This window comes from Streptococcus sanguinis (assembly GCF_050223295.1).
Classification (GTDB): domain Bacteria; phylum Bacillota; class Bacilli; order Lactobacillales; family Streptococcaceae; genus Streptococcus; species Streptococcus sanguinis_X.
On sequence record NZ_CP071424.1, the window covers coordinates 235,994 to 254,817 of the forward strand.

At 42.8% G+C, this 18,824-nt stretch carries 22 protein-coding genes and 1 tRNA gene; 18 read left to right on the top strand and 5 right to left on the bottom strand.

Features of this window, described 5'->3' with window-relative positions:
- Positions 1 to 91 precede the first annotated feature (91 nt).
- The 9 genes from gltX (at position 92) to rpmH (ending at position 8,358) form a co-directional block, all read left to right on the top strand.
- Complete coding sequence (gene gltX, locus J1C77_RS01300; RefSeq protein ID WP_002922531.1) at positions 92 to 1,549, top strand: glutamate--tRNA ligase; 1,458 nt, start codon at positions 92 to 94, stop codon at positions 1,547 to 1,549.
- An 89-nt stretch (positions 1,550 to 1,638) separates the two neighbouring features.
- Entirely contained in the window at positions 1,639 to 2,274 is a 636-nt protein-coding gene (locus tag J1C77_RS01305) for a DUF6287 domain-containing protein (protein WP_002922529.1), read from the top strand.
- A 175-nt stretch (positions 2,275 to 2,449) separates the two neighbouring features.
- Positions 2,450 to 3,649, top strand: coding sequence for an argininosuccinate synthase (locus J1C77_RS01310; protein ID WP_002922527.1), 1,200 nt, complete (start codon positions 2,450 to 2,452; stop codon positions 3,647 to 3,649).
- A 14-nt stretch (positions 3,650 to 3,663) separates the two neighbouring features.
- Positions 3,664 to 5,049 carry an argininosuccinate lyase gene (gene argH / locus J1C77_RS01315; protein ID WP_002922525.1) on the top strand — a complete coding sequence of 462 codons (1,386 nt, stop codon included), beginning with the start codon at positions 3,664 to 3,666 and terminating at the stop codon, positions 5,047 to 5,049.
- Positions 5,050 to 5,197: 148 nt separating this feature from the next.
- Complete coding sequence (gene rnpA, locus J1C77_RS01320; protein WP_002893914.1) at positions 5,198 to 5,557, top strand: ribonuclease P protein component; 360 nt, start codon at positions 5,198 to 5,200, stop codon at positions 5,555 to 5,557.
- Positions 5,541 to 6,356 carry a YidC/Oxa1 family membrane protein insertase gene (locus tag J1C77_RS01325; RefSeq protein WP_002922524.1) on the top strand — a complete coding sequence of 272 codons (816 nt, stop codon included), beginning with the start codon at positions 5,541 to 5,543 and terminating at the stop codon, positions 6,354 to 6,356. Before rnpA ends, J1C77_RS01325 begins: the two co-directional genes overlap by 17 nt.
- A gap of 21 nt (positions 6,357 to 6,377) precedes the next feature.
- Positions 6,378 to 7,403: an RNA-binding cell elongation regulator Jag/EloR gene (gene jag / locus J1C77_RS01330; protein WP_002917779.1), complete on the top strand. Its 1,026-nt coding sequence runs from the start codon at positions 6,378 to 6,380 to the stop codon at positions 7,401 to 7,403.
- 49 nt (positions 7,404 to 7,452) lie between these two features.
- Positions 7,453 to 8,085, top strand: coding sequence for a hypothetical protein (locus J1C77_RS01335; RefSeq protein WP_002922523.1), 633 nt, complete (start codon positions 7,453 to 7,455; stop codon positions 8,083 to 8,085).
- 138 nt (positions 8,086 to 8,223) lie between these two features.
- Entirely contained in the window at positions 8,224 to 8,358 is a 135-nt protein-coding gene (rpmH, locus tag J1C77_RS01340; protein ID WP_002893904.1) for a 50S ribosomal protein L34, read from the top strand.
- 61 nt (positions 8,359 to 8,419) lie between these two features.
- On the opposite strand, the gene J1C77_RS01345 is transcribed toward rpmH, so the two are convergent.
- Positions 8,420 to 9,037 carry a helix-turn-helix transcriptional regulator gene (locus J1C77_RS01345; protein ID WP_002922522.1) on the bottom strand — a complete coding sequence of 206 codons (618 nt, stop codon included), beginning with the start codon at positions 9,035 to 9,037 and terminating at the stop codon, positions 8,420 to 8,422.
- Between the two features lie 24 nt (positions 9,038 to 9,061).
- Between J1C77_RS01345 and J1C77_RS01350 the strand changes: the two genes are divergently transcribed.
- Together J1C77_RS01350 and J1C77_RS01355 are read left to right on the top strand one after the other, a co-directional pair.
- A complete protein-coding gene (locus J1C77_RS01350) occupies positions 9,062 to 9,526 on the top strand; it encodes a pyridoxamine 5'-phosphate oxidase family protein (protein WP_042763045.1) in 465 nt (154 codons plus the stop codon).
- Positions 9,527 to 9,537: 11 nt separating this feature from the next.
- Positions 9,538 to 10,098, top strand: a complete 561-nt coding sequence (locus tag J1C77_RS01355; RefSeq protein WP_002922520.1) for a DNA-3-methyladenine glycosylase I — start codon at positions 9,538 to 9,540, stop codon at positions 10,096 to 10,098.
- Positions 10,099 to 10,228: 130 nt separating this feature from the next.
- Here the strand turns inward: J1C77_RS01355 and J1C77_RS01360 are convergent, their stop codons facing one another.
- The 3 genes from J1C77_RS01360 to J1C77_RS01370 are packed head-to-tail and all read right to left on the bottom strand — an operon-like array spanning position 10,229 to position 12,350.
- Positions 10,229 to 11,644 (bottom strand): DUF4153 domain-containing protein, encoded by a 1,416-nt coding sequence (locus tag J1C77_RS01360; RefSeq protein ID WP_002922519.1) that lies wholly within the window; start codon positions 11,642 to 11,644, stop codon positions 10,229 to 10,231.
- Between the two features lie 2 nt (positions 11,645 to 11,646).
- A complete protein-coding gene (locus J1C77_RS01365; RefSeq protein WP_002899126.1) occupies positions 11,647 to 11,865 on the bottom strand; it encodes a helix-turn-helix domain-containing protein in 219 nt (72 codons plus the stop codon).
- Between the two features lie 8 nt (positions 11,866 to 11,873).
- The gene (locus J1C77_RS01370; protein WP_002917772.1) at positions 11,874 to 12,350 is read right to left on the bottom strand and encodes a DUF2975 domain-containing protein; all 477 of its coding nucleotides are present in this window, start codon (positions 12,348 to 12,350) and stop codon (positions 11,874 to 11,876) included.
- A 205-nt stretch (positions 12,351 to 12,555) separates the two neighbouring features.
- On the opposite strand from J1C77_RS01370, the gene J1C77_RS01375 reads away from it, so the two are divergent.
- The 7 genes from J1C77_RS01375 (at position 12,556) to J1C77_RS01405 (ending at position 18,556) form a co-directional block, all read left to right on the top strand.
- Positions 12,556 to 13,638, top strand: a complete 1,083-nt coding sequence (locus tag J1C77_RS01375; protein WP_002922517.1) for an ArsR/SmtB family transcription factor — start codon at positions 12,556 to 12,558, stop codon at positions 13,636 to 13,638.
- A 130-nt stretch (positions 13,639 to 13,768) separates the two neighbouring features.
- The gene (locus J1C77_RS01380; protein ID WP_002922516.1) at positions 13,769 to 15,010 is read left to right on the top strand and encodes an MFS transporter; all 1,242 of its coding nucleotides are present in this window, start codon (positions 13,769 to 13,771) and stop codon (positions 15,008 to 15,010) included.
- Between the two features lie 95 nt (positions 15,011 to 15,105).
- Complete coding sequence (locus J1C77_RS01385) at positions 15,106 to 15,876, top strand: TatD family hydrolase (protein ID WP_002922515.1); 771 nt, start codon at positions 15,106 to 15,108, stop codon at positions 15,874 to 15,876.
- A complete protein-coding gene (gene rnmV, locus J1C77_RS01390) occupies positions 15,869 to 16,453 on the top strand; it encodes a ribonuclease M5 (protein ID WP_042763218.1) in 585 nt (194 codons plus the stop codon). Before J1C77_RS01385 ends, rnmV begins: the two co-directional genes overlap by 8 nt.
- Complete coding sequence (locus J1C77_RS01395; RefSeq protein ID WP_042763043.1) at positions 16,443 to 17,207, top strand: hypothetical protein; 765 nt, start codon at positions 16,443 to 16,445, stop codon at positions 17,205 to 17,207. Before rnmV ends, J1C77_RS01395 begins: the two co-directional genes overlap by 11 nt.
- A gap of 12 nt (positions 17,208 to 17,219) precedes the next feature.
- Positions 17,220 to 18,092: a 16S rRNA (adenine(1518)-N(6)/adenine(1519)-N(6))-dimethyltransferase RsmA gene (gene rsmA, locus J1C77_RS01400; protein ID WP_002922511.1), complete on the top strand. Its 873-nt coding sequence runs from the start codon at positions 17,220 to 17,222 to the stop codon at positions 18,090 to 18,092.
- 56 nt (positions 18,093 to 18,148) lie between these two features.
- Positions 18,149 to 18,556 carry a hypothetical protein gene (locus tag J1C77_RS01405; protein WP_002922509.1) on the top strand — a complete coding sequence of 136 codons (408 nt, stop codon included), beginning with the start codon at positions 18,149 to 18,151 and terminating at the stop codon, positions 18,554 to 18,556.
- 15 nt (positions 18,557 to 18,571) lie between these two features.
- Here J1C77_RS01405 and J1C77_RS01410 read toward each other — a convergent pair.
- A tRNA-Leu gene (locus tag J1C77_RS01410) sits at positions 18,572 to 18,654 on the bottom strand.
- Between the last annotated feature and the right edge of the window lie 170 nt (positions 18,655 to 18,824).

An 18,824-nucleotide genomic window follows, 5' to 3' on the forward strand; every position in this document is an offset into this window, starting at 1 on the left:
TCGTATTATGCCTTCAGAGTATGATATAATGATAACGTTTGAAAATCGGAGTGGGAATGATTCCCCGAAATACAAATAGGAGAATGGAACTTTGACAAAAGCGATTCGAGTGCGTTATGCACCAAGTCCGACTGGACTTTTACACATCGGAAATGCGCGGACTGCGCTCTTTAACTACCTCTATGCTCGTCACTATGGCGGAACCTTCATTATTCGTATCGAGGATACAGACCGCAAACGCCATGTAGAAGACGGAGAACGCTCACAGCTTGAAAACTTACGCTGGCTGGGTATTGACTGGGACGAAAGTCCTGAGACTCACGAAAACTACCGCCAGTCTGAGCGCTTGGATATTTACCAAAAATACGTCAATGAACTCTTGGACAAGGGCTTGGCTTACAAGTCCTATGTGACTGAGGAAGAATTAGCGGCTGAGCGTGAACGTCAGGAAGCAGCTGGTGAAACACCGCGTTATATCAATGAGTTTCTAGGTATGTCAGAGGAAGAAAAGGCAGCCTATATCGCTGAGCGCGAAGCAGCGGGTGTCATTCCTACGGTTCGTCTGGCTGTCAATGAAGCTGGTGTCTACAAGTGGACTGACATGGTCAAGGGCGAAATTGAGTTCGAGGGTGGCAATATCGGTGGTGACTGGGTTATCCAGAAGAAAGACGGCTACCCAACTTATAACTTTGCTGTGGTTATTGATGACCATCTGATGGAAATCTCGCACGTTATTCGTGGAGATGACCACATTGCTAACACACCTAAGCAGCTCATGGTTTATGAAGCCCTCGGCTGGGAAGCTCCAGAATTTGGCCACATGACCTTGATTATCAACTCTGAAACAGGTAAGAAGCTGTCCAAGCGCGATACCAATACCTTGCAGTTTATCGAGGATTATCGCAAGAAGGGCTACCTGCCAGAAGCAGTCTTTAACTTTATTGCGCTGCTGGGCTGGAATCCTGGCGGCGAGCATGAGATTTTCTCTCGCCAAGAATTAATCGAGCTCTTTGATGAAAAACGTCTCAGTAAGTCCCCAGCTGCCTTTGACCAGAAGAAACTGGACTGGATGAACAACGAATACATCAAGAATGCAGATTTTGACACGATCTTCGCTCTGGCTAAGCCATACTTGGAAGAAGCGGGCCGTTTGACAGATAAGGCAGAAAAGCTTGTTGAGCTCTACAAACCACAAATGAAGTCTGTGGATGAAATCGTGCCGCTGACAGACCTCTTCTTTGCGGACTTCCCAGAGTTGACAGATGCGGAGCGTGAGGTCATGGCTGGTGAAACGGTACCGACTGTGTTGACAGCCTTCAAGGAAAAGCTAGAAGCTATGTCGGATGCAGATTTTGTGACGGAGAATATCTTCCCGCAAATCAAGGCTGTCCAAAAAGAGACAGGAATCAAGGGCAAAAATCTCTTTATGCCGATTCGGATTGCCGTTTCGGGTGAAATGCATGGACCAGAGCTGCCAGATACGATTTACCTATTAGGCCGCGAAAAATCCATCCAGCATATCGAAAACATGCTGAATCAAATTCAATAAGATAAACCAGCTTTCGAGCTGGTTTTTACTTTGCAAATTTTTGTTTTTATGTCACACTTGTAATAAGAAAATCCTTTAAGGAGATTAATATGAAAAAATGGATTATCATTTTGGTTGGAGCGTTAGTAGCCTTACTCGTGCTAGTAACCTGTAACCAAAAGAAAGAGCAGACGGCTCCTGCTTCCAACAATTCTAAAGCAAGTTTGACTAGCTCCGCATCTTCTAAAAAGTCTGAAAGAGGGACCAATTCGAGCGAACTTGATGGCCAAGCGGACAATCAGGAAACTTCTGATACAGGCTCTCAGCAGCATTCGGAAACTGAAGCTGAAAAGTCTACCAAGGAAACTAGCAAAGGAGAGAAAGAAACGGCATCAACTTCTAGTTTGGATATGAAGGCTATTGCTTCTGGAGATTTTTCTAGCATGATTGGTACTTGGCAGGATGCCAAAGGGAACACTTATACATTTGATGCGTCAGGTATTGAGTCAGATGTTGCCAAGCTTGAGACAGGAGATTACTCTGGGCCAGATGAAAATGGGATTTACCGAGCAGGGATTCGTTGGAAAAACCAAACCGGTGCTGCCTTTCTTATCATTCCAGCAGGAAAGAGTCTGCTAGCTGGGGAGACTGTCAATGGGACAGATCCGACTGATACCAGTCAAGATCGTTTCATCATCACCCAGAGCGTTTCCGAACATCCCGATGTTTTTTACCGCGTAAAATAAGGAGTCTTGACGGACTCTTTTTTTCTTGTTTTGAGTCCAGTATATAATATATTGATTCTGAATAAAAATTTATAAAACGTTTTTATTTTAATAAATATTAAAATTTCTCTTGACATTCGCATTTTCATACAGTAGAATGTTTAAAAATAAAATGTAGAAGGATAGAGGTAATCATATGGTTAAAGAGAAAGTCATTTTAGCATATTCCGGTGGTTTGGACACTTCGGTGGCCATTACTTGGCTGAACAAGGATTATGATGTGATCGCGGTCTGTATGGACGTAGGTGAAGGAAATGATTTGGAGTTCATTCATGACAAGGCGCTGAAAGTAGGTGCTATCGAATCACATGTTATTGATGTTAAAGACGAGTTTGCGGAAGACTACGTCTTGGTTGCTCTGCAAGGACACACCTTCTACGAACGAAAATATCCTCTAGTGTCCGCTCTGAGCCGACCTTTGATTTCTAAGAAATTGGTTGAAATTGCCCACAAGACGGGGGCGACAACCATTGCCCATGGCTGTACCGGAAAAGGAAACGATCAGGTACGTTTTGAAGTGGCTATCGCATCCTTGGATCCCAGTCTCAAGGTCATTGCTCCGGTTCGGGAGTGGAAGTGGTCTCGGGAAGAAGAAATTAATTACGCCAAAGCTAATGGTGTGCCAATTCCTGCAGATCTGGATAGTCCTTACTCAGTCGATCAAAACCTTTGGGGACGAGCCAATGAGTGCGGTGTCTTGGAAAATCCTTGGAATGAAGCACCGGAAGACGCCTATGATTTGACGGTTGCACCAGAAGCAGCACCAGACAGCCCACTCTATGTAAATATTGACTTTGAGGCGGGCGTGCCAGTTGCTTTAGATGGCAAAAAGATGAAGCTGGCGGACTTGATTCTTGAGCTAAATGACCTAGCTGGACAGCACGGTGTTGGGCGGATTGACCATGTAGAAAATCGTCTGGTAGGGATTAAGTCTCGGGAAATCTATGAATGCCCTGGGGCGGTGACTCTATTGGCTGCCCACAAGGAAATCGAGGATCTGACTCTAGTCAGAGAACTGGCTCATTTCAAGCCAATTATCGAAAACGAACTATCTAATCTCATCTACAATGGCCTCTGGTTTAACCCAGCGACAGAAGCTCTGATTGCCTATCTCAAGTCCACCCAGCAGGTGGTCAATGGTACAGCTAAGGTGAAGCTTTATAAGGGAACTGCGACAGTCGTAGCGCGTAAGTCTGACAATTCTCTCTACGACGAAAGTCTGGCTACCTATACTAGTGCAGATACTTTTGATCAGGATGCCGCAATTGGCTTTATTAAGCTATGGGGTCTTCCGTCTAAGGTTCACGCAGAGGTCCAGGCTCACAAAGACAAATAGAAAGGGGCTTTCCTATGGCGAATCATAAACTGTGGGGCGGGCGTTTTGAAGCCTCTCTGGAAGGCTGGGTAGAAGAATTTGGTGCCAGCATCGGATTTGACTATCGTCTGGCTCCTTATGATCTAGAGGGGAGCCTAGCCCATGTCAAAATGCTAGGGCAGACAGGAATCATTGCTCCAGAGGAAGCAGCTGCTATTCAGGCAGGCTTGGAAAAGCTGTTGGCATGTTATGAGTCTGGAGAGCTTGAGTTTGATGTGCGTAATGAAGATATTCATATGAATATGGAGGCTCTTCTGACTGAGGAGATTGGGCCAGTGGCTGGCAAGCTTCATACGGCTCGCTCTCGTAATGATCAGGTGGCGACAGATATGCACCTTTATCTCAAGGATCAGATCGGTCAGATTGCGGATAAACTCTTGAATCTGCGTCAGGTGCTATTGGACTTGGCAGAAGAGCATGTAGAGACCATCATGCCAGGCTATACCCATCTGCAACATGCCCAGCCGATTAGCTTTGCTCATCATCTACTGGCCTATTATCAGATGTTCAGCCGGGATAGTCAGCGCTTTGCCTTTAATCTGGAGCATACCGATTTGTCTCCTTTAGGAGCAGCGGCTCTAGCTGGGACAACGTTTCCAATTGACAGGGAGCTGACGGCTGATTTATTGGGCTTCAAAGGCATTTACCACAATTCCTTGGATGCGGTCAGTGACCGAGATTTTATCTTGGAGTTTCTATCTAACAGCAGCATTCTCATCATGCATCTGTCTCGTCTCTGCGAGGAGTTGATCAACTGGTGCAGCTATGAATATGGCTTTGTCAGTCTGTCAGACACCTTTAGTACTGGATCTTCCATCATGCCGCAAAAGAAAAATCCGGACATGGCGGAGCTGATTCGGGGCAAGAGCGGCCGGGTTTATGGCCATCTTTTCAGTCTTCTGACGGTAATGAAATCCCTGCCCTTGGCCTATAATAAGGACCTGCAGGAAGACAAGGAGGGCATGTTCGATACAGTAGATACCATCACGAAGTCGCTAGATATTATGGCGGGTATGCTGTCTAGTATGACAGTAAACAAAGAAAAAATGCTGGTTTCAACTCAGCAGGACTTCTCCAATGCGACAGAATTGGCTGACTATCTGGCCAAGAAAGGACTGCCTTTCCGGGAAGCCCATGAGATTGTCGGAAAGTTGGTGCTGGAATGCAGCAAGGCAGGCTATTATCTACAGGATATTCCGCTGAGCCGCTATCAAGAAGTGTCATCACTGATTGAGGAAGATATTTATCAAGCGCTCGAATCACAAACGGCTGTACAAAAGCGGAATTCCCTTGGCGGGACAGGATTTGCACAGATTCGTCAGGAGTTGGAAAGAGCTAAGAAACAGCTGGAAAAGAAATAGGATATAGGGAACATCGCAAGGGAATTGCGGTGTTCTTTTGGTGAATCGACCTTTTAAATATTTGCAAAAACGGCGTCATAGCAGGACTTATTGGCATTTTCTAAAAATATGGTATAATAGATATAATTTTGGTGGATGGAGTTGAGTTTTGAGAAAAAACTATCGCGTCAAGAGCGAAAAAGATTTTAATGCGATTTTTAAAAGTGGACAGAGTTTTGCTAATCGAAAATTTGTCGTTTACATGTTAGAAAAAGAGCAAAAGCATTTTCGAGTAGGAATTTCCGTCAGTAAAAAGTTGGGGAATGCAGTAGTTCGTAATCGTATTAAAAGAAAAATCCGCCATGTCTTGATGCAGCATCAAAAACATCTAGTCCAGGCAGACTTCGTAGTTATTGCTCGCAAAGGAGTGGAAGAGTTGGACTACCACCAAGTTGAACAAAATTTATTGCATGTATTAAAGATTGCTAAACTTTATCAGGAAGGATTCATTTGTGAAACAGAAAAGTAAATTAGGGATTTTGCTGGTTGCCTCGTTGCTCTTTCTTACAGCCTGCGGAACTAGTCAAGTAACGGCCGATTCATATGGTTTCTGGGAGAAGCTGGTCTATTTCTTTGCGGACACCATTCGTTTTCTATCCTTTGGCGGAAGCAAGGGAATTGGGATTATTCTCTTTACCTTGATTATCCGGACAGTTCTCCTGCCGGTCTTCCAATTCCAGACGACTTCTTCGCGCAAGCTGCAGGAAGTGCAGCCGCATATCAAACAACTGCAGGAAAAGTATCCTGGCAAGGATATGGAGAGCAGAACAGCCTTGGCTGAGGAAACGCAAAAACTCTACAAAGAAAAGGGTGTCAATCCCTATGCCTCATTCATTCCGCTCTTTATCCAGATGCCAGTGCTCTTGGCTCTGTTTCAAGCCCTGACTCGGGTTGATTTTATGAAAACAGGTCACTTCCTCTGGCTCAATCTAGGAGCGACAGATCCGACCTTTATTCTTCCGCTGTTGGCGGCTCTCTTCACTTTCTTCAGTACTTGGCTTTCAAACAAGGCCTTGCCTGAGAGAAATGGCGGGATGACAGTCATGATGTACCTGATGCCAGTTGTGATTTTCTTTTTTGCCCTCTATGCAGCGAGTGGGGTGGCCCTCTACTGGGCGGTCTCAAATGCTTATCAGGTGGTTCAGACCTTGCTGCTGAGCAATCCTTTTAAAATCATTGCCGAGCGGGAAGCCAAGGAACGGTCAGAGCGCCAATTGGAACAGAAAAAGAAACGTGCCCTAAAAAAAGCACAGAAAAAGAAAAAGTAAGTAAGAAGGAGGACTCTTGCAATGGTTATTTTTACAGGAGCAAGTGTTGAAGAAGCCATTCAAAATGGTTTGAAAACGTTGGATATTCCACGTATGAGAGCGCATATCACTGTTATTTCACGTGAGAAAAAAGGCTTTTTAGGTCTGTTTGGCAAGAAGCCAGCTCAGGTGGATGTCGAGCCGATTGCTGAGACGACAGTTGTTAAAGCCAATCAAAAGGCTGTAAAAGGTGTTCCCGAAGAGATTAACGCTCAGAATGAGCCTGTGCAGTCTGTCAGTGAAGCAACGGTTGATTTGGGCCGTGTGGTAGCTGCTATCAAGAAGGTCGAAGGAGAAGGCGAAGTTATCTCGGATGAGGTCAAGGCTGAAATTCTCAAAAATGACAAGCAAGCCAATACGATTTTAGAAGAGACTGGTACCATTGATCTTCTCAAGACCAATCAAGCTATTGATGAGGCCGTTGCTCAAGCAGAAGCGGACGATAGCAAGGTTATCTCTTTTGAACAAGCGGCTAAAGACAAGACTGAGCCGACAGAAACAGAAGAAAGCTCTTTTGCTGACTTAGGTATCCAAGTCGAAGCAGACTATGATATCGAAGAAGTAGTTGAAAACGTAACGAACTATGTTCAGCAAATCGTGGATGAGATGGATGTGGAAGCGGGCATTTCCAGCAGCCACAACCGCCGAACTATCAACATGCAGATTGATACCAATGAACCAGGGCGCGTGATTGGCTACCATGGAAAAGTCTTGAAAGCTCTGCAGCTATTGGCGCAAAACTATCTTTATAACCAATATTCTAAGAGCTTCTATATTTCCATTAATGTCAATGACTATGTTGAGCATCGGGCAGAAGTACTGCAAAGCTATGCGCAGAAACTGGCTCAGCGGGCTTTGGAAGACCGACGCGGTCAGCACACAGACCCTATGTCTAACAGCGAGCGCAAAATTATCCACCGCATCATCTCTCGCATCGATGGCGTGACAAGCTATTCCGAAGGCGACGAGCCTAACCGCTATGTCGTTGTAGATATTGACAGCGAATAAAAAGAAAGCCAGCAGAGATGCTGGTTTTTGTATATAGAAAGGATTTTTTATGTCACTTTTTCCAGCTATTGAAAGTTATCTGCCTCATCAAGGGGCTAAGTATATATCTCCAGACAAGGCAGGGCAGCTGCGTGAGTCTATGTTGGAGTTGAGAGCTAAGGGCCAGGCGGCACGTAAGGAGTTTGCGGATTTGGTCAAGGATTTTCAGAGCCTCTATCCTAAGCTGACCTTGGAGCGAACCAGCCAGTGGATGAATCAGGCACAGATACTGCGGCCCCATTTTTGGAATTATCTTAAAGGCTATGGAGAAATCACAGAACCGATGTTTGCTCTGCGCTTGTATGGGACTGCAGAAGATTTTGGAGTGTCACTAGAGGTGAGCTTTATGGAGCGTAAGAAAGATGAGAACAGCCTCAACAAGCAAAATCGGGTACTGAATCTGCCTATTCAGTCGCCAGCTTACTATTTTGCCCAGATTGATGGTGTGAGTCAGCGCTTTGAAGGTACTGAGGAAAATCGCCAGTTCCTTACTCAGCAGCTGGCAGTCGGTCAGGTTCGTAAGGTCTTAGTCAAATACGATATTCCCCTTTCTCAGGCTGCTTCAAGAGAGCAGGTGCTTTCCCAGCTGCAGGAGGCCATGACAGCTTTGATTCCCTTTTATGAGGCGACTCGGACCATATGATTACGTTTACAAAGAGAAAGTTATTTAAGTAAGTATTGACAAAAGCCCCGGAATCATATAGAATGGTAAAGTATGTTTAGTAACTGATCACAACTAGCCGGCTAAACGAATACAAGAATCTAAGAGGAGGTATTCATCGTGAAACGTACTTATCAACCAAGTAAAATCCGTCGTGCGCGTAAACATGGTTTCCGCCACCGTATGTCAACTAAAAACGGTCGTCGTGTATTGGCAGCTCGCCGTCGTAAAGGACGCAAAGTTTTGGCTGCTTAATCCAAACGATTAATCAAGAAACCAGCGGAGACTCGAGACCGCTGGTTTTTTTGTGTTAAATTCACGGGTAAAATTCAATAGACTGGCAGGAAAGTTCCTCTTTTTGGCCAGTGTCTTTATTTATGACCTCTGCATACCAATCTCCTTTGTGGCTAAATAGTTTGATAAATTGAACCTGAAGATACTGCTTTTCATACTTAATTGGAAAAAATTCTTCCTGCCTGTGTAATAAAATATCAAGAATGATTCGCAACTGAGAGTTGTTGATTGTTTTCCTGACTTCTGGTTGAAGGATTTTCTCAATTTTTGTGATCTTGCTTAACTGCTGTTCTGAAATCGAGTTTTCAAATTTTTCTTTTAATTTTTGCAGGTCAATATCAAAAGGGCACATATTGTAGTTTTCCAGAGTCAGCATGGAAAAATACAAGGCAGAAATTTCATCTATGGAGAAAATAATAGGAGATAACAAGTCGTTGCTAAGAATTTTATAACTGCCATTCCGGCCTAAGTCAGAATAAATAGGAATTCCCAGCGTTTCAAGGCTGGCAATATCACGAAGGGCAGTGCTTTTTGAAATATGATATCGATTCATAATATCTTTTAGGTTGAATTGTCTTTTCTTATTGAGAAAAATAAGCATATCGTTAATTCTTTGAGATTTATTCATGAGAAACTCCATATTTTTATTAAATGGTTTCAAATAATGATACCTTTTTATATTATACTAGTTTTAGAGAAAATAATAAAGGAGTCAAATATGAATCAATATTTTAAGGCCTTATTGGCAGAACAGACAGAAATGGCTCTAGCTACTTCTGTAAAGGATATCCCAAATGTAAGAATTGTAAATTTTTATTATGATGATGAGACAAAGAAATTGTTCTTTATCTCATTTAAAAATAGTCATAAAATCCAAGAGTTGGCAACCAATAATCGTATTGCTCTTACAACAGTCCCGAAAGGTGATGGGAGGTATGTCCGGATTCAAGGGAGAGTCAAAGAAAGCCAGCTTTCTATTGAGGATATAAGAAGCGTTTTTATCCAGAAGTACCCTTATTATCAAGCTATTATTGAGCAGCATAGCAACTCCTTGCAACTTTTTGAAGTATCTTTTTCGGATGCTTTCTTGGTCTTAGATAATAATCAAGTTGAGAAAATCAAACTATAAGGAGAAAATAGATGGTTGAGATAAAAAGGTGCGATTGGGCCGAAAATAGTGAGCTTGAGAGAAACTATCATGACCATGAATGGGGGCGACCTGTGCATGACGAGCATAAACTCTTTAAAATGTTGATTTTAGAAGGTCAGCAGGCGGGCTTGAGCTGGCAAACTATTTTGTCAAAAATGGATGCTATGACAGATGCTTATGAAAACTTCAATCCTGAAATAGTCTCCAACTATGACGAGCAGAAGATTGAAGAATTGCTTAGTGATCAAAGAGTGATACGAAATAGACTGAAAATAAAGGCAGTTATAAAAAATGCTAAAGCCTATTTAAAACTAAAAGAAGAATATGGTAGTTTGGATTCTTATATTTGGTCTTTTGTAAAGAATGGACCGATTGTCAATTCATGGTCCAGTATTGAAGAGGTGCCCGCTCGAACGGATCTATCCGATAAAATCAGCAAAGAACTCAAAAAGAAAGGTTTTTCTTTTGTTGGTTCTACGACTGTATATGCCTTTATGCAGTCAATTGGCATGGTCAATGATCATTTGCTGACCTGTGATTTTAGAATATAATCATTTTTCCTTTGAATTAGAAGAATGAGCGGTCTATTATCGAACGCTGGTAAATGATATAAAAAGAGAATAAAACCAGAAAGAAATTGATTTTCTTTCTGGTTTTTTGTGTATAGTTAAGTACAGTTGCTTATTTTGCTACTGGTAAAAGTATTGGATACAGATAGCAGAGTAAGGTAAAGCTAATCAAGGCGTAAAAGATGCCGATGCGGATAGCTTGTATAGGTTTATAGAAACGAATCAGGGTCAGTAGGCACCAAACCAAGAGAACTAGGATGAACCATGCTGAAATCAAGCGCAGCGGTGTTGGTCCGTAAAGGTAGATGTAGATGCCAAATAATTTCCAGCCAGCTAGTAAGGCCAGTAGACCGGTAAAGATAAAGAGAATAGTAGCTGCGGATCGTGTCCCTTTCTGGTCCCAGAGCGGTTTTTTGGCAATCAGATAGAAGACGCCTAGGACTGCAAAGTTAAGGATAGACACCCGAACCAGCTGCCAGAAACCAGCTACGGCAACAGTCGAAGCATTCTGGGGAGAAATAGCCTGAGCTACTGTTCCGGCGCTTAGGAGCTGACCGAGCTCACCCAGACCCGTCAGGAAAAAGAGCGCATAGGTCAAGCAGAGGCTGCCGATGATAATGTAGGCTGCGAAAGCGGGTGCTACTCGCAAAGGGCGGATACTTGCTTGGAATTTTTTGTAGCTAAGTTTAGTATCTTTTTTGCCTAACAGACTGCCGGCTAGGAGGCCATACAAGTAGAGACTGACAGGAACAGCCAGGAAGGCCTTGAAGAGAATCATGCTGCTATCAAGACTTGAAAAGAGGGAGTCAAGGAGATTCTCAATGAAATCAGCGGTATTACTGAAGAAAGAGGCAAAGCTGTCTGAAACCTGACTCAGCTGGGACCAGACAAAGTAGACCAAGATTCCTGCGACAAAGAAACTGCTGACGATAATCGCGAGCTGTTGGGCTTTCTTTGAAGACAGACTGTCAGAGCTGTCGGAAGAGTCCTGCTGCTTGCCTTCAATAAAGACTAGAATAGCAGCAATGAAATTTTTAAAAGGCAGGATGCAGAAGGCTTGAATGGCATCAAACCAGACTAGGATACCCAAACGCCCTTGACTCAACCAGCCAGTACGGGACAGAATATAGAAGGCGAATGAGATGTGGATGGCTAGAAATTGGAAAAATTCTAGCTGGCGATGAAGTCCCCAGAGACTTAAAGCTAGGGCTTGAGCTAGCGTCATGATCAGAAAGCTTCTAGTCTCTAATCTGCTGTCAAGATTTTTTATCTGCAGAGATGGATAGGCTAATTTCCTGATTAGGGCTTCACTTAATAATATAAGGCCGATTGCAAAAGGGAAAAAGGATGCAGTTTGATAATTAAAAAATACAGCAGAGTAAAAGTAGGTTAAGAGATAGAGGATTAGATAGCTGATTTTAAAGAATCGCAGTTGCTTGTCCTCTAGGCCTGTGAAGATGGTCTGTCGTTCTGCTTCTGCGGGCAGACAAGGCTGGACATTCATCTGATCTTGTGCTGGGTATTCCATAATTATTTCTCCTCCTCATCGTCAGGGATATACTCCAAAATATCGCCAGGCTGGCAGTCTAATTCACGGCAGAGAGCGTTGAGTGTTGAAAAGCGGACAGCCTTGGCTCGATTATTTTTTAGGATAGATAGATTGGCTGGTGTTAGGTCAATCAACTCTGCTAAACGGCCAGCACTGATGCGCTTTTGCGCCATGACAAGGTCTAAATTTATCTGAATCATAAGACCTCCTAAATAGTGTAGTCCACTTGATCCTGCAGCTCAATGGCCTTGCCAAAAGCATTGCGGATGACACGGATAATCAGGGTCAAGATACTGCAGGAAACAGTGACTAAGAGCATGGGCAAGTAGGCTGTCAGTCCCATAAAAAGAGAGATAAGAGCGACAGTACCCACTTCCCAGCCAAGATAGCGCATGTACTGAACATTTTGTGTGATAAAAACCTGATTTTTACCAATGCGGCTAAGGAGTCGATAGAGATGGACAATGCAGGCCAGCGCTAGGCAGCCTAGGACATAGCCGAGCAGCAGCAAGATCCAAAAGCGCGTCTCCCCTTGAAAGAAAGGAGAGGGAAATTCAATAACTAGGTTGACGACCCAAGGTCCTAGGGCTATCAGGATAATGGAAGCAATAAATAAAAGGCTGATACTGATTTTTGTAAGAGTGATGCTCATGTCTTCAGCAGTCTTTTTCATTTTGTCTGTCATAATTTCCTCCGACTAACGTTTCATTTCTTAGTAACTATAGCACAAATTTTATCGATAATCAATAAAAATCTATCGAAAAAGGATAAAATCAGTCTTAAGGACTAGATGAAAGTTTCTAAAAATTTCTTATTTTACAGAGATGGATTTCTTGTCAGGAGATGAACTGAGCAGAAGACGATGAATATTTCGCCTGATTTTTGGTATAATGAAAAACAGGAATTGTATACTCTTTCTGGTCAGAAGCGGAGTATGTGTAAGGAGGGAAGAATCTGTGGGTGTAAAGCTTGTTCACTATCGTAGTAAGTTATATGAATTTCTCATGGTGCCTGCCATCGTTTCAAGGGAAGATAAACATATGTGGAAGGATTTACGGCAGAATCAAAAGGAGCTGCTTCTTGATGTACAGCCGCACTATGATAAGCTTTATCAGGATTTACTTCCTTTGAAAAGCGAGCTTGTTGCGGTTAGTTTGTTCGAAGGAGCTACAGTGGGACTGGCTCCGCTCCTCTACCTCTACTTGCTAGAAAAAGGAGAAGATCCGGCCAATTTGCATGACTTGTTAGAATGTCTGAAAAAACTAGACGCAGAGCAAATCATCTATTGCTTATCGCTTAAGCTTTCTGCTGGAGAAGTTGCCAAGCGACGTCCTGAGAATCTGCTGGCTTTTATAGAGAATAGTGACAAGTCTCCGGGAAATAAATGGTACTGGTACCAAGCAATTCAGCATCCAGAGAAGCTTCGGGACCAATTAGTTTCCTTGCTGGAAAGAGTGTTCGAGCTCTATCAGCCTATTTATGAGCAGTTTGAGCAGGAAGTTCTAGCTTTTGAGCAAGAATTTAGCCTATCAGATGTGATGGATGATGAAGAGCAGAATGCCAAGCTTCTTGAAAAGGACACTCAAGTCTTTGTTCTGTCACCCATGTTTATTGACTCTTTTCTCGAAAAGGTTCCTGATTTCACTTCCTATTCCTTAGTCCTTTCGACGAGAAGTTCCCAGTTATCAAAGGCGGAATCGGAGCTTAACGATGAAACATTGGCTCTGACCTTAAAAACTCTTGGAGATGAAACCCGCTATAAAGTCTTGATTGAATTGATTCAGCCGCATGCCAAGAATAAAGATATAGCTAAAAAATTGGGGCTTACAAGAGCCTCTATCTCATTCCATACGCAGAAGCTGCTAAATTCTGGCTTGCTGGAGCTTGTGATGGATGATGATTGGGTTAAATACACGGTCAATAAAGAACTGATTCAAAAGATTATAGAGAAGTTCAAACAGGACCTAAAATAGTTTAAGAAGACCTAGATTCATTCTAGGTCTTTATTTTGTAAAATAATAATCAAATAAAAATTTGACAATCGCCTAATTTATTGTTATGATTTGTTAAACAAAAATCTAACAAGAGTAAAGGAGATGTCGTATGATTGTTTTTGCAAAAAACAAAAATTTTCGCCAGTTGCTCATCAATCAATGGATTTCAGGTTTTGGAGACATTGTTTTTTATTTGGCTTTGATGAACTATGTTTCTGCTTATTCCTTTGCTCCACTTGCGGTTTTATTGATTTCTCTTTCTGAAACGCTACCCCAGTTAATTCAAGTTTTTACGGGAGTTGCGGCGGACTTTCAAAAGAATCGTATTCATAAATACCTGCTTATACAGTTTAGTAAGGTGCTCTTATATAGCTTGGTAACGTTTTTGCTTCTTGGACAAGATTTCTCTTTCTTGACTCTGCTTGTGATTTGCTTGATTAACTTTCTGTCGGATAGTCTGAGTTATTTTTCAGGTGCCATGCTGACCCCAGTTTATGTAAAGGTGATTGAGCAAGATATGACCTCTGCTATGGGCTTTCGGCAGGCTAGTATGAGTCTGGTTCATATTTTGGGAAATCTAGCTGGCGGTTTTCTCATCGCTTGGATGAGTATTGGAGCTTTGGCAGGACTAAATGCTCTGACATTCTTGATAGCTTATCTTGGATTTTGGCATATTAGTAAAAATTTACAGGAATTAGAACCAGAGCTAGGTAATGCAAAGAAGCTAAATAGAGAGAATTATTGGCAGCATTTATTGAATTCTCTTAAAGTCTTGCTGGGATTGAAAAACGTTGTGAGGTTGTTATTGGTTTCAACCTTTGGGCAGGTCACTCTGAATATTCTGACGCCAGTAGCGACTCTTTTATTGCTGAAAAGGCCTTTTTGGAATTTGCAGATCGGTCAGTCCATTGCCGTGTTAATTGTTTTAAGTTCCGCTGGTTTGATTTTAGGGAACATTTTGAGTGGCAGTTTGCTGAAAAAACTTTCTACTAAGCTTGCTATGTATAGTAGCCAAGTATGTGAAAGTTTTATTCTTTGCGGTTTTTTCTGGCAAAACTTTTTACTTGTCCTGATAGCGAGTTTTGCTTGCTCTGTTACAGTCGGTCTGCTGAGTCCAAGATTGCAGAAATCTGTCTTCAGCCTAATACCAGAAGAGTCCATGGGGGCTATCCAGTCGGCTATTAATCTATTTAGCATGGCTGTTCCGAGTGTTTTATCCATGCTGTTAATAGCTCTTGCCAGCAGTATGGGAATTATTTATATTCTCCTCCCGCTTGTGTTAATGCTGGCACTTTCTTTTTACTTAATTATTCCAATGGAGAACTTGAAGACAGATTCGGATAGCTGTTGAATGGCAGCTATCTTATTTTTCTGCTTTGAAGAGACTTCTGATTTTTTAGGTCATTTTTGGTATAATAAAGGACAGGAAAGACAAGGAAGTAAACCATGAAGATTTTTGATACACACACGCATTTAAATGTGGAAGAATTTGCTGGTCGAGAGGCAGAGGAGCTCCAGCTGGCTGCAGAAATGGGCGTCAGCAAAATAAATATTGTCGGTTTTGACCGACCGACCATTGAGCGTGCCTTGGAGTTGGCCGACAGCTATGATCAGCTTTATGCTACGATTGGCTGGCATCCGACTGAGGCTGGGACGTATGATGAGGCGGTGGAAGCCTATCTGCTGGACAAGCTTCGTCACCCCAAGGTGGTGGCTCTGGGCGAGATTGGGCTGGACTATCACTGGATGACTGCGTCTAAGGATGTTCAGGAGCGGGTTTTTCGACGCCAAATCCAGCTCTCTAAAGAGCTGAACCTGCCCTTTGTCGTTCACACACGTGACGCATTGGAGGATACCTATGAGACTATCAAGAGTGAGGGTGTAGGTCCTCGAGGCGGTATTATGCACTCTTATTCGGGTTCTTTGGAAATGGCAGAGCGCTTTATCGAGCTAGGAATGATGATTTCCTTTTCTGGAGTTGTGACCTTTAAGAAAGCGACGGATATTCAGGAGGCTGCGCAGAACCTGCCTTTGGACAAAATCCTCGTCGAAACTGATGCGCCTTACTTGGCGCCTGTTCCCAAGCGTGGACGAGAAAACAAAACAGCCTATACCCGTTATGTGGTAGAGAAAATTGCTGAGCTTCGTGAGTTGACTGTCGAAGCAGTAGCGCAGGCGACTTATGCCAATGCAAAGAAGGTGTTTGGGCTTGACTGAAAAGATAAAAATCCCCCAGGTAATCGTCGTTGAGGGCAAGGATGATACAGCCAATCTGCAACGATTTTACGAAGTTGATACTTACGAGACGAGAGGATCTGCGATTAATGAAGAAGACTTGGAACGGATTGAGAAATTGCACCAGCTACGTGGGGTTATTGTCTTTACCGATCCAGACTATAACGGTGAGCGTATCCGTCGAATGATTATGGAGGCTGTGCCAACTGCTCAGCATGCCTTTCTTCGCCGTGATGAGGCGGCTCCCAAGTCTAAGAACAAGGGTAAATCGCTTGGGGTAGAGCACGCTTCATTTGAGGATTTACAGCAGGCGTTAGCTGGGCTGGTCGGATATTTCGATGATGAGGATAATTTTGATATCACCAAAAGTGACCTCGTACGACTGGGTTTGCTTATGGGAAGCGACAGCCGTCAGCGTCGAGAGTATCTGGGTGAAGAACTCCGTATCGGCTATTCTAACGGCAAGCAGCTGCTCAAACGTTTGGAACTGTTTGGGGTGACTTTGGCGGAAGTGGAAACTTTAATAAAAGATTATGAAAGGAAACAACATGGCAAATAGAAGCTATATTTATTTAAAAAACGGCGATGAGGCACGTATTCTAACGGAGGGAGTTTACACAATTCCTTGTTTTTGGCAATTATTTTGGGATGAAGAAGATTTGCAATCAGTTATTCCTATATGGGAAAAAGCGGAACAGCTCGAAGAAGAAGATGATGATGAGGCAGAAAGATTTTACCAAGAGCAGAATGTGGATATCTTAATTCCTATTGAAAAATTCCAGAAAAATGCTCTCCAAAATCGGTCTTTTTTAGAACAGTATGCTCCTCAGACCCTGCAACTGTATGATGACTTTGTTCGCTATATTCTTGTAAATGCTAAAGATGGTGATATGCTAGGATTCTATGTTTTAGAAGTTGTTTTTATGGACGAGTTGTCTATAGCTTCTGATAAACTTTTAAAAAATATCCGAGCTATTCAGGAAAGTGAAGCAAAAGATTTGGATTTTTCTTTAACAGGTAAGGACTTAATTGCTCTTGCTATGGGGTTTCCTGATTATTATGCCTCAGAATTATTGCCAGAAGACAATATTCTCGACTCGGTTGCATATCAAAATGAGTTGAAGAAAATGCAAGGCCAAGAAGCTAAACAAGAGCAAAGGCAAGAAGAGCTGGTACAAGTCCAAGAAGATGATCAAGGGCTTGATGAGACTGGGGTCGATGCAAAAGAGAACAAGCGAGTTAATGGCGTCATATATTTGCTTTTATTGGCACTAGTAATTAGGTTGATTTTTTATATGATGGTTAAGAGATAGAAAAGAGAGAAGATGAGAATTGCAGACCATAGTGTGACCCGTGCCATTCTGGAGCGTCACGGTTTCACTTTTAAAAAATCTTTCGGTCAGAATTTCCTGACGGATACCAACATCCTCCAGAAGATTGTGGATACAGCCGAGATTGATAAAAAGGTCAATGTCATCGAAATTGGGCCTGGTATTGGGGCTTTGACAGAATTTTTAGCGGAAAGTGCCGCAGAAGTTATGGCCTTTGAGATTGATGATCGTCTGGTGCCAATTTTGGCGGATACCCTGCGCGATTTTGACAATGTGACAGTGGTCAATCAGGATATTCTTAAGGTTAATCTTGCCCAGTACATAGCGGAGTTTAAGAATCCAGACCTGCCTATCAAGGTAGTGGCAAACTTGCCCTACTACATCACGACGCCGATTCTCATGCATTTGATTGAGAGCGGGATTCCTTTTAGTGAGTTTGTCGTTATGATGCAGAGAGAAGTGGCAGATCGGATTTCGGCTCAGCCTAATACCAAGGCTTACGGCAGTTTGTCGATTGCAGTGCAGTATTACATGACTGCCAAGGTTGCCTTTATCGTGCCGCGTAAAGTCTTTGTGCCTGCTCCAAATGTGGATTCGGCAATTCTCAAGATGGTGCGCAGAGAGCGGCCAGCTGTTGAGGTACAGGACGAGAAATTCTTTTTCAAGGTCTCCAAGGCCAGCTTTGTCCACCGTAGGAAGACTCTCTGGAATAACCTGACCAGTTATTTTGGGAAGTCTGAGGAGACTAAAGGCAAACTGACAGCAGCTCTAGAACGAGCGGAGTTATCTCCAAGTGTTCGGGGAGAAGCTCTGAGTTTAGAGGAATTTGCGCGCTTGGCAGACGCTTTGAAGTCTGAAGGATTATAAAACAATAGAAGATCCGCTCTATATAGCTGGTCTTCTATTTTGCTAATGAGGTAAATATGAAAGTGAAATTTCTGTCTTTGTTTTCTGCCCTGCTCTGGTTTTCGCAGTCTTTACCCCATTTCCTGCTTATGCTAGGTCTGCCTCTGGGACGTTTGGTATTTGGCGGCGCTTATATAGTATTTCCTTTATGGTTGCGGCCAGTTAACTTCCTGCTTTTCTTGCTGTGGGCTTTCTTTAGTCTTAGTTATCTATCTTTGGGCGGTTGGCTAAGAAGTAGCTTGAAGTCTTCTGTTCTGAGAAAGATCATCTTAAGCGGAACTGTTTTTCTCTTTTTGGCTACTGTTTTCAATTTCTTTGTGACCGCGAGTCTATTAGAGAAATATTTAACAGGGGGACTGACCTTTCTGGCTTTTCTCAGCAGTGTAATTCTACTTCATAATAACAAAAAATCCTATCAATCATGATAGGATTGCTTTTTATGCGGAGGAAGGGATTTGAACCCTCACACCCGTACGGGCACATGCGCCTGAAGCATGCGTGTCTGCCGTTCCACCACCTCCGCTTGAGATTCTATTATAACTTATTTTTGTGAAAATGCCAATAGCGAATATCAGTTTTTTTCATACAGTGAAAGAAGCAGAAAAATTTCTATTTTTTCTTTACTAAAATAGTTCTATGATATTGCCATTATAGCAAGTATTTGTTACAATTAGATTAATTACTTATTTAGGT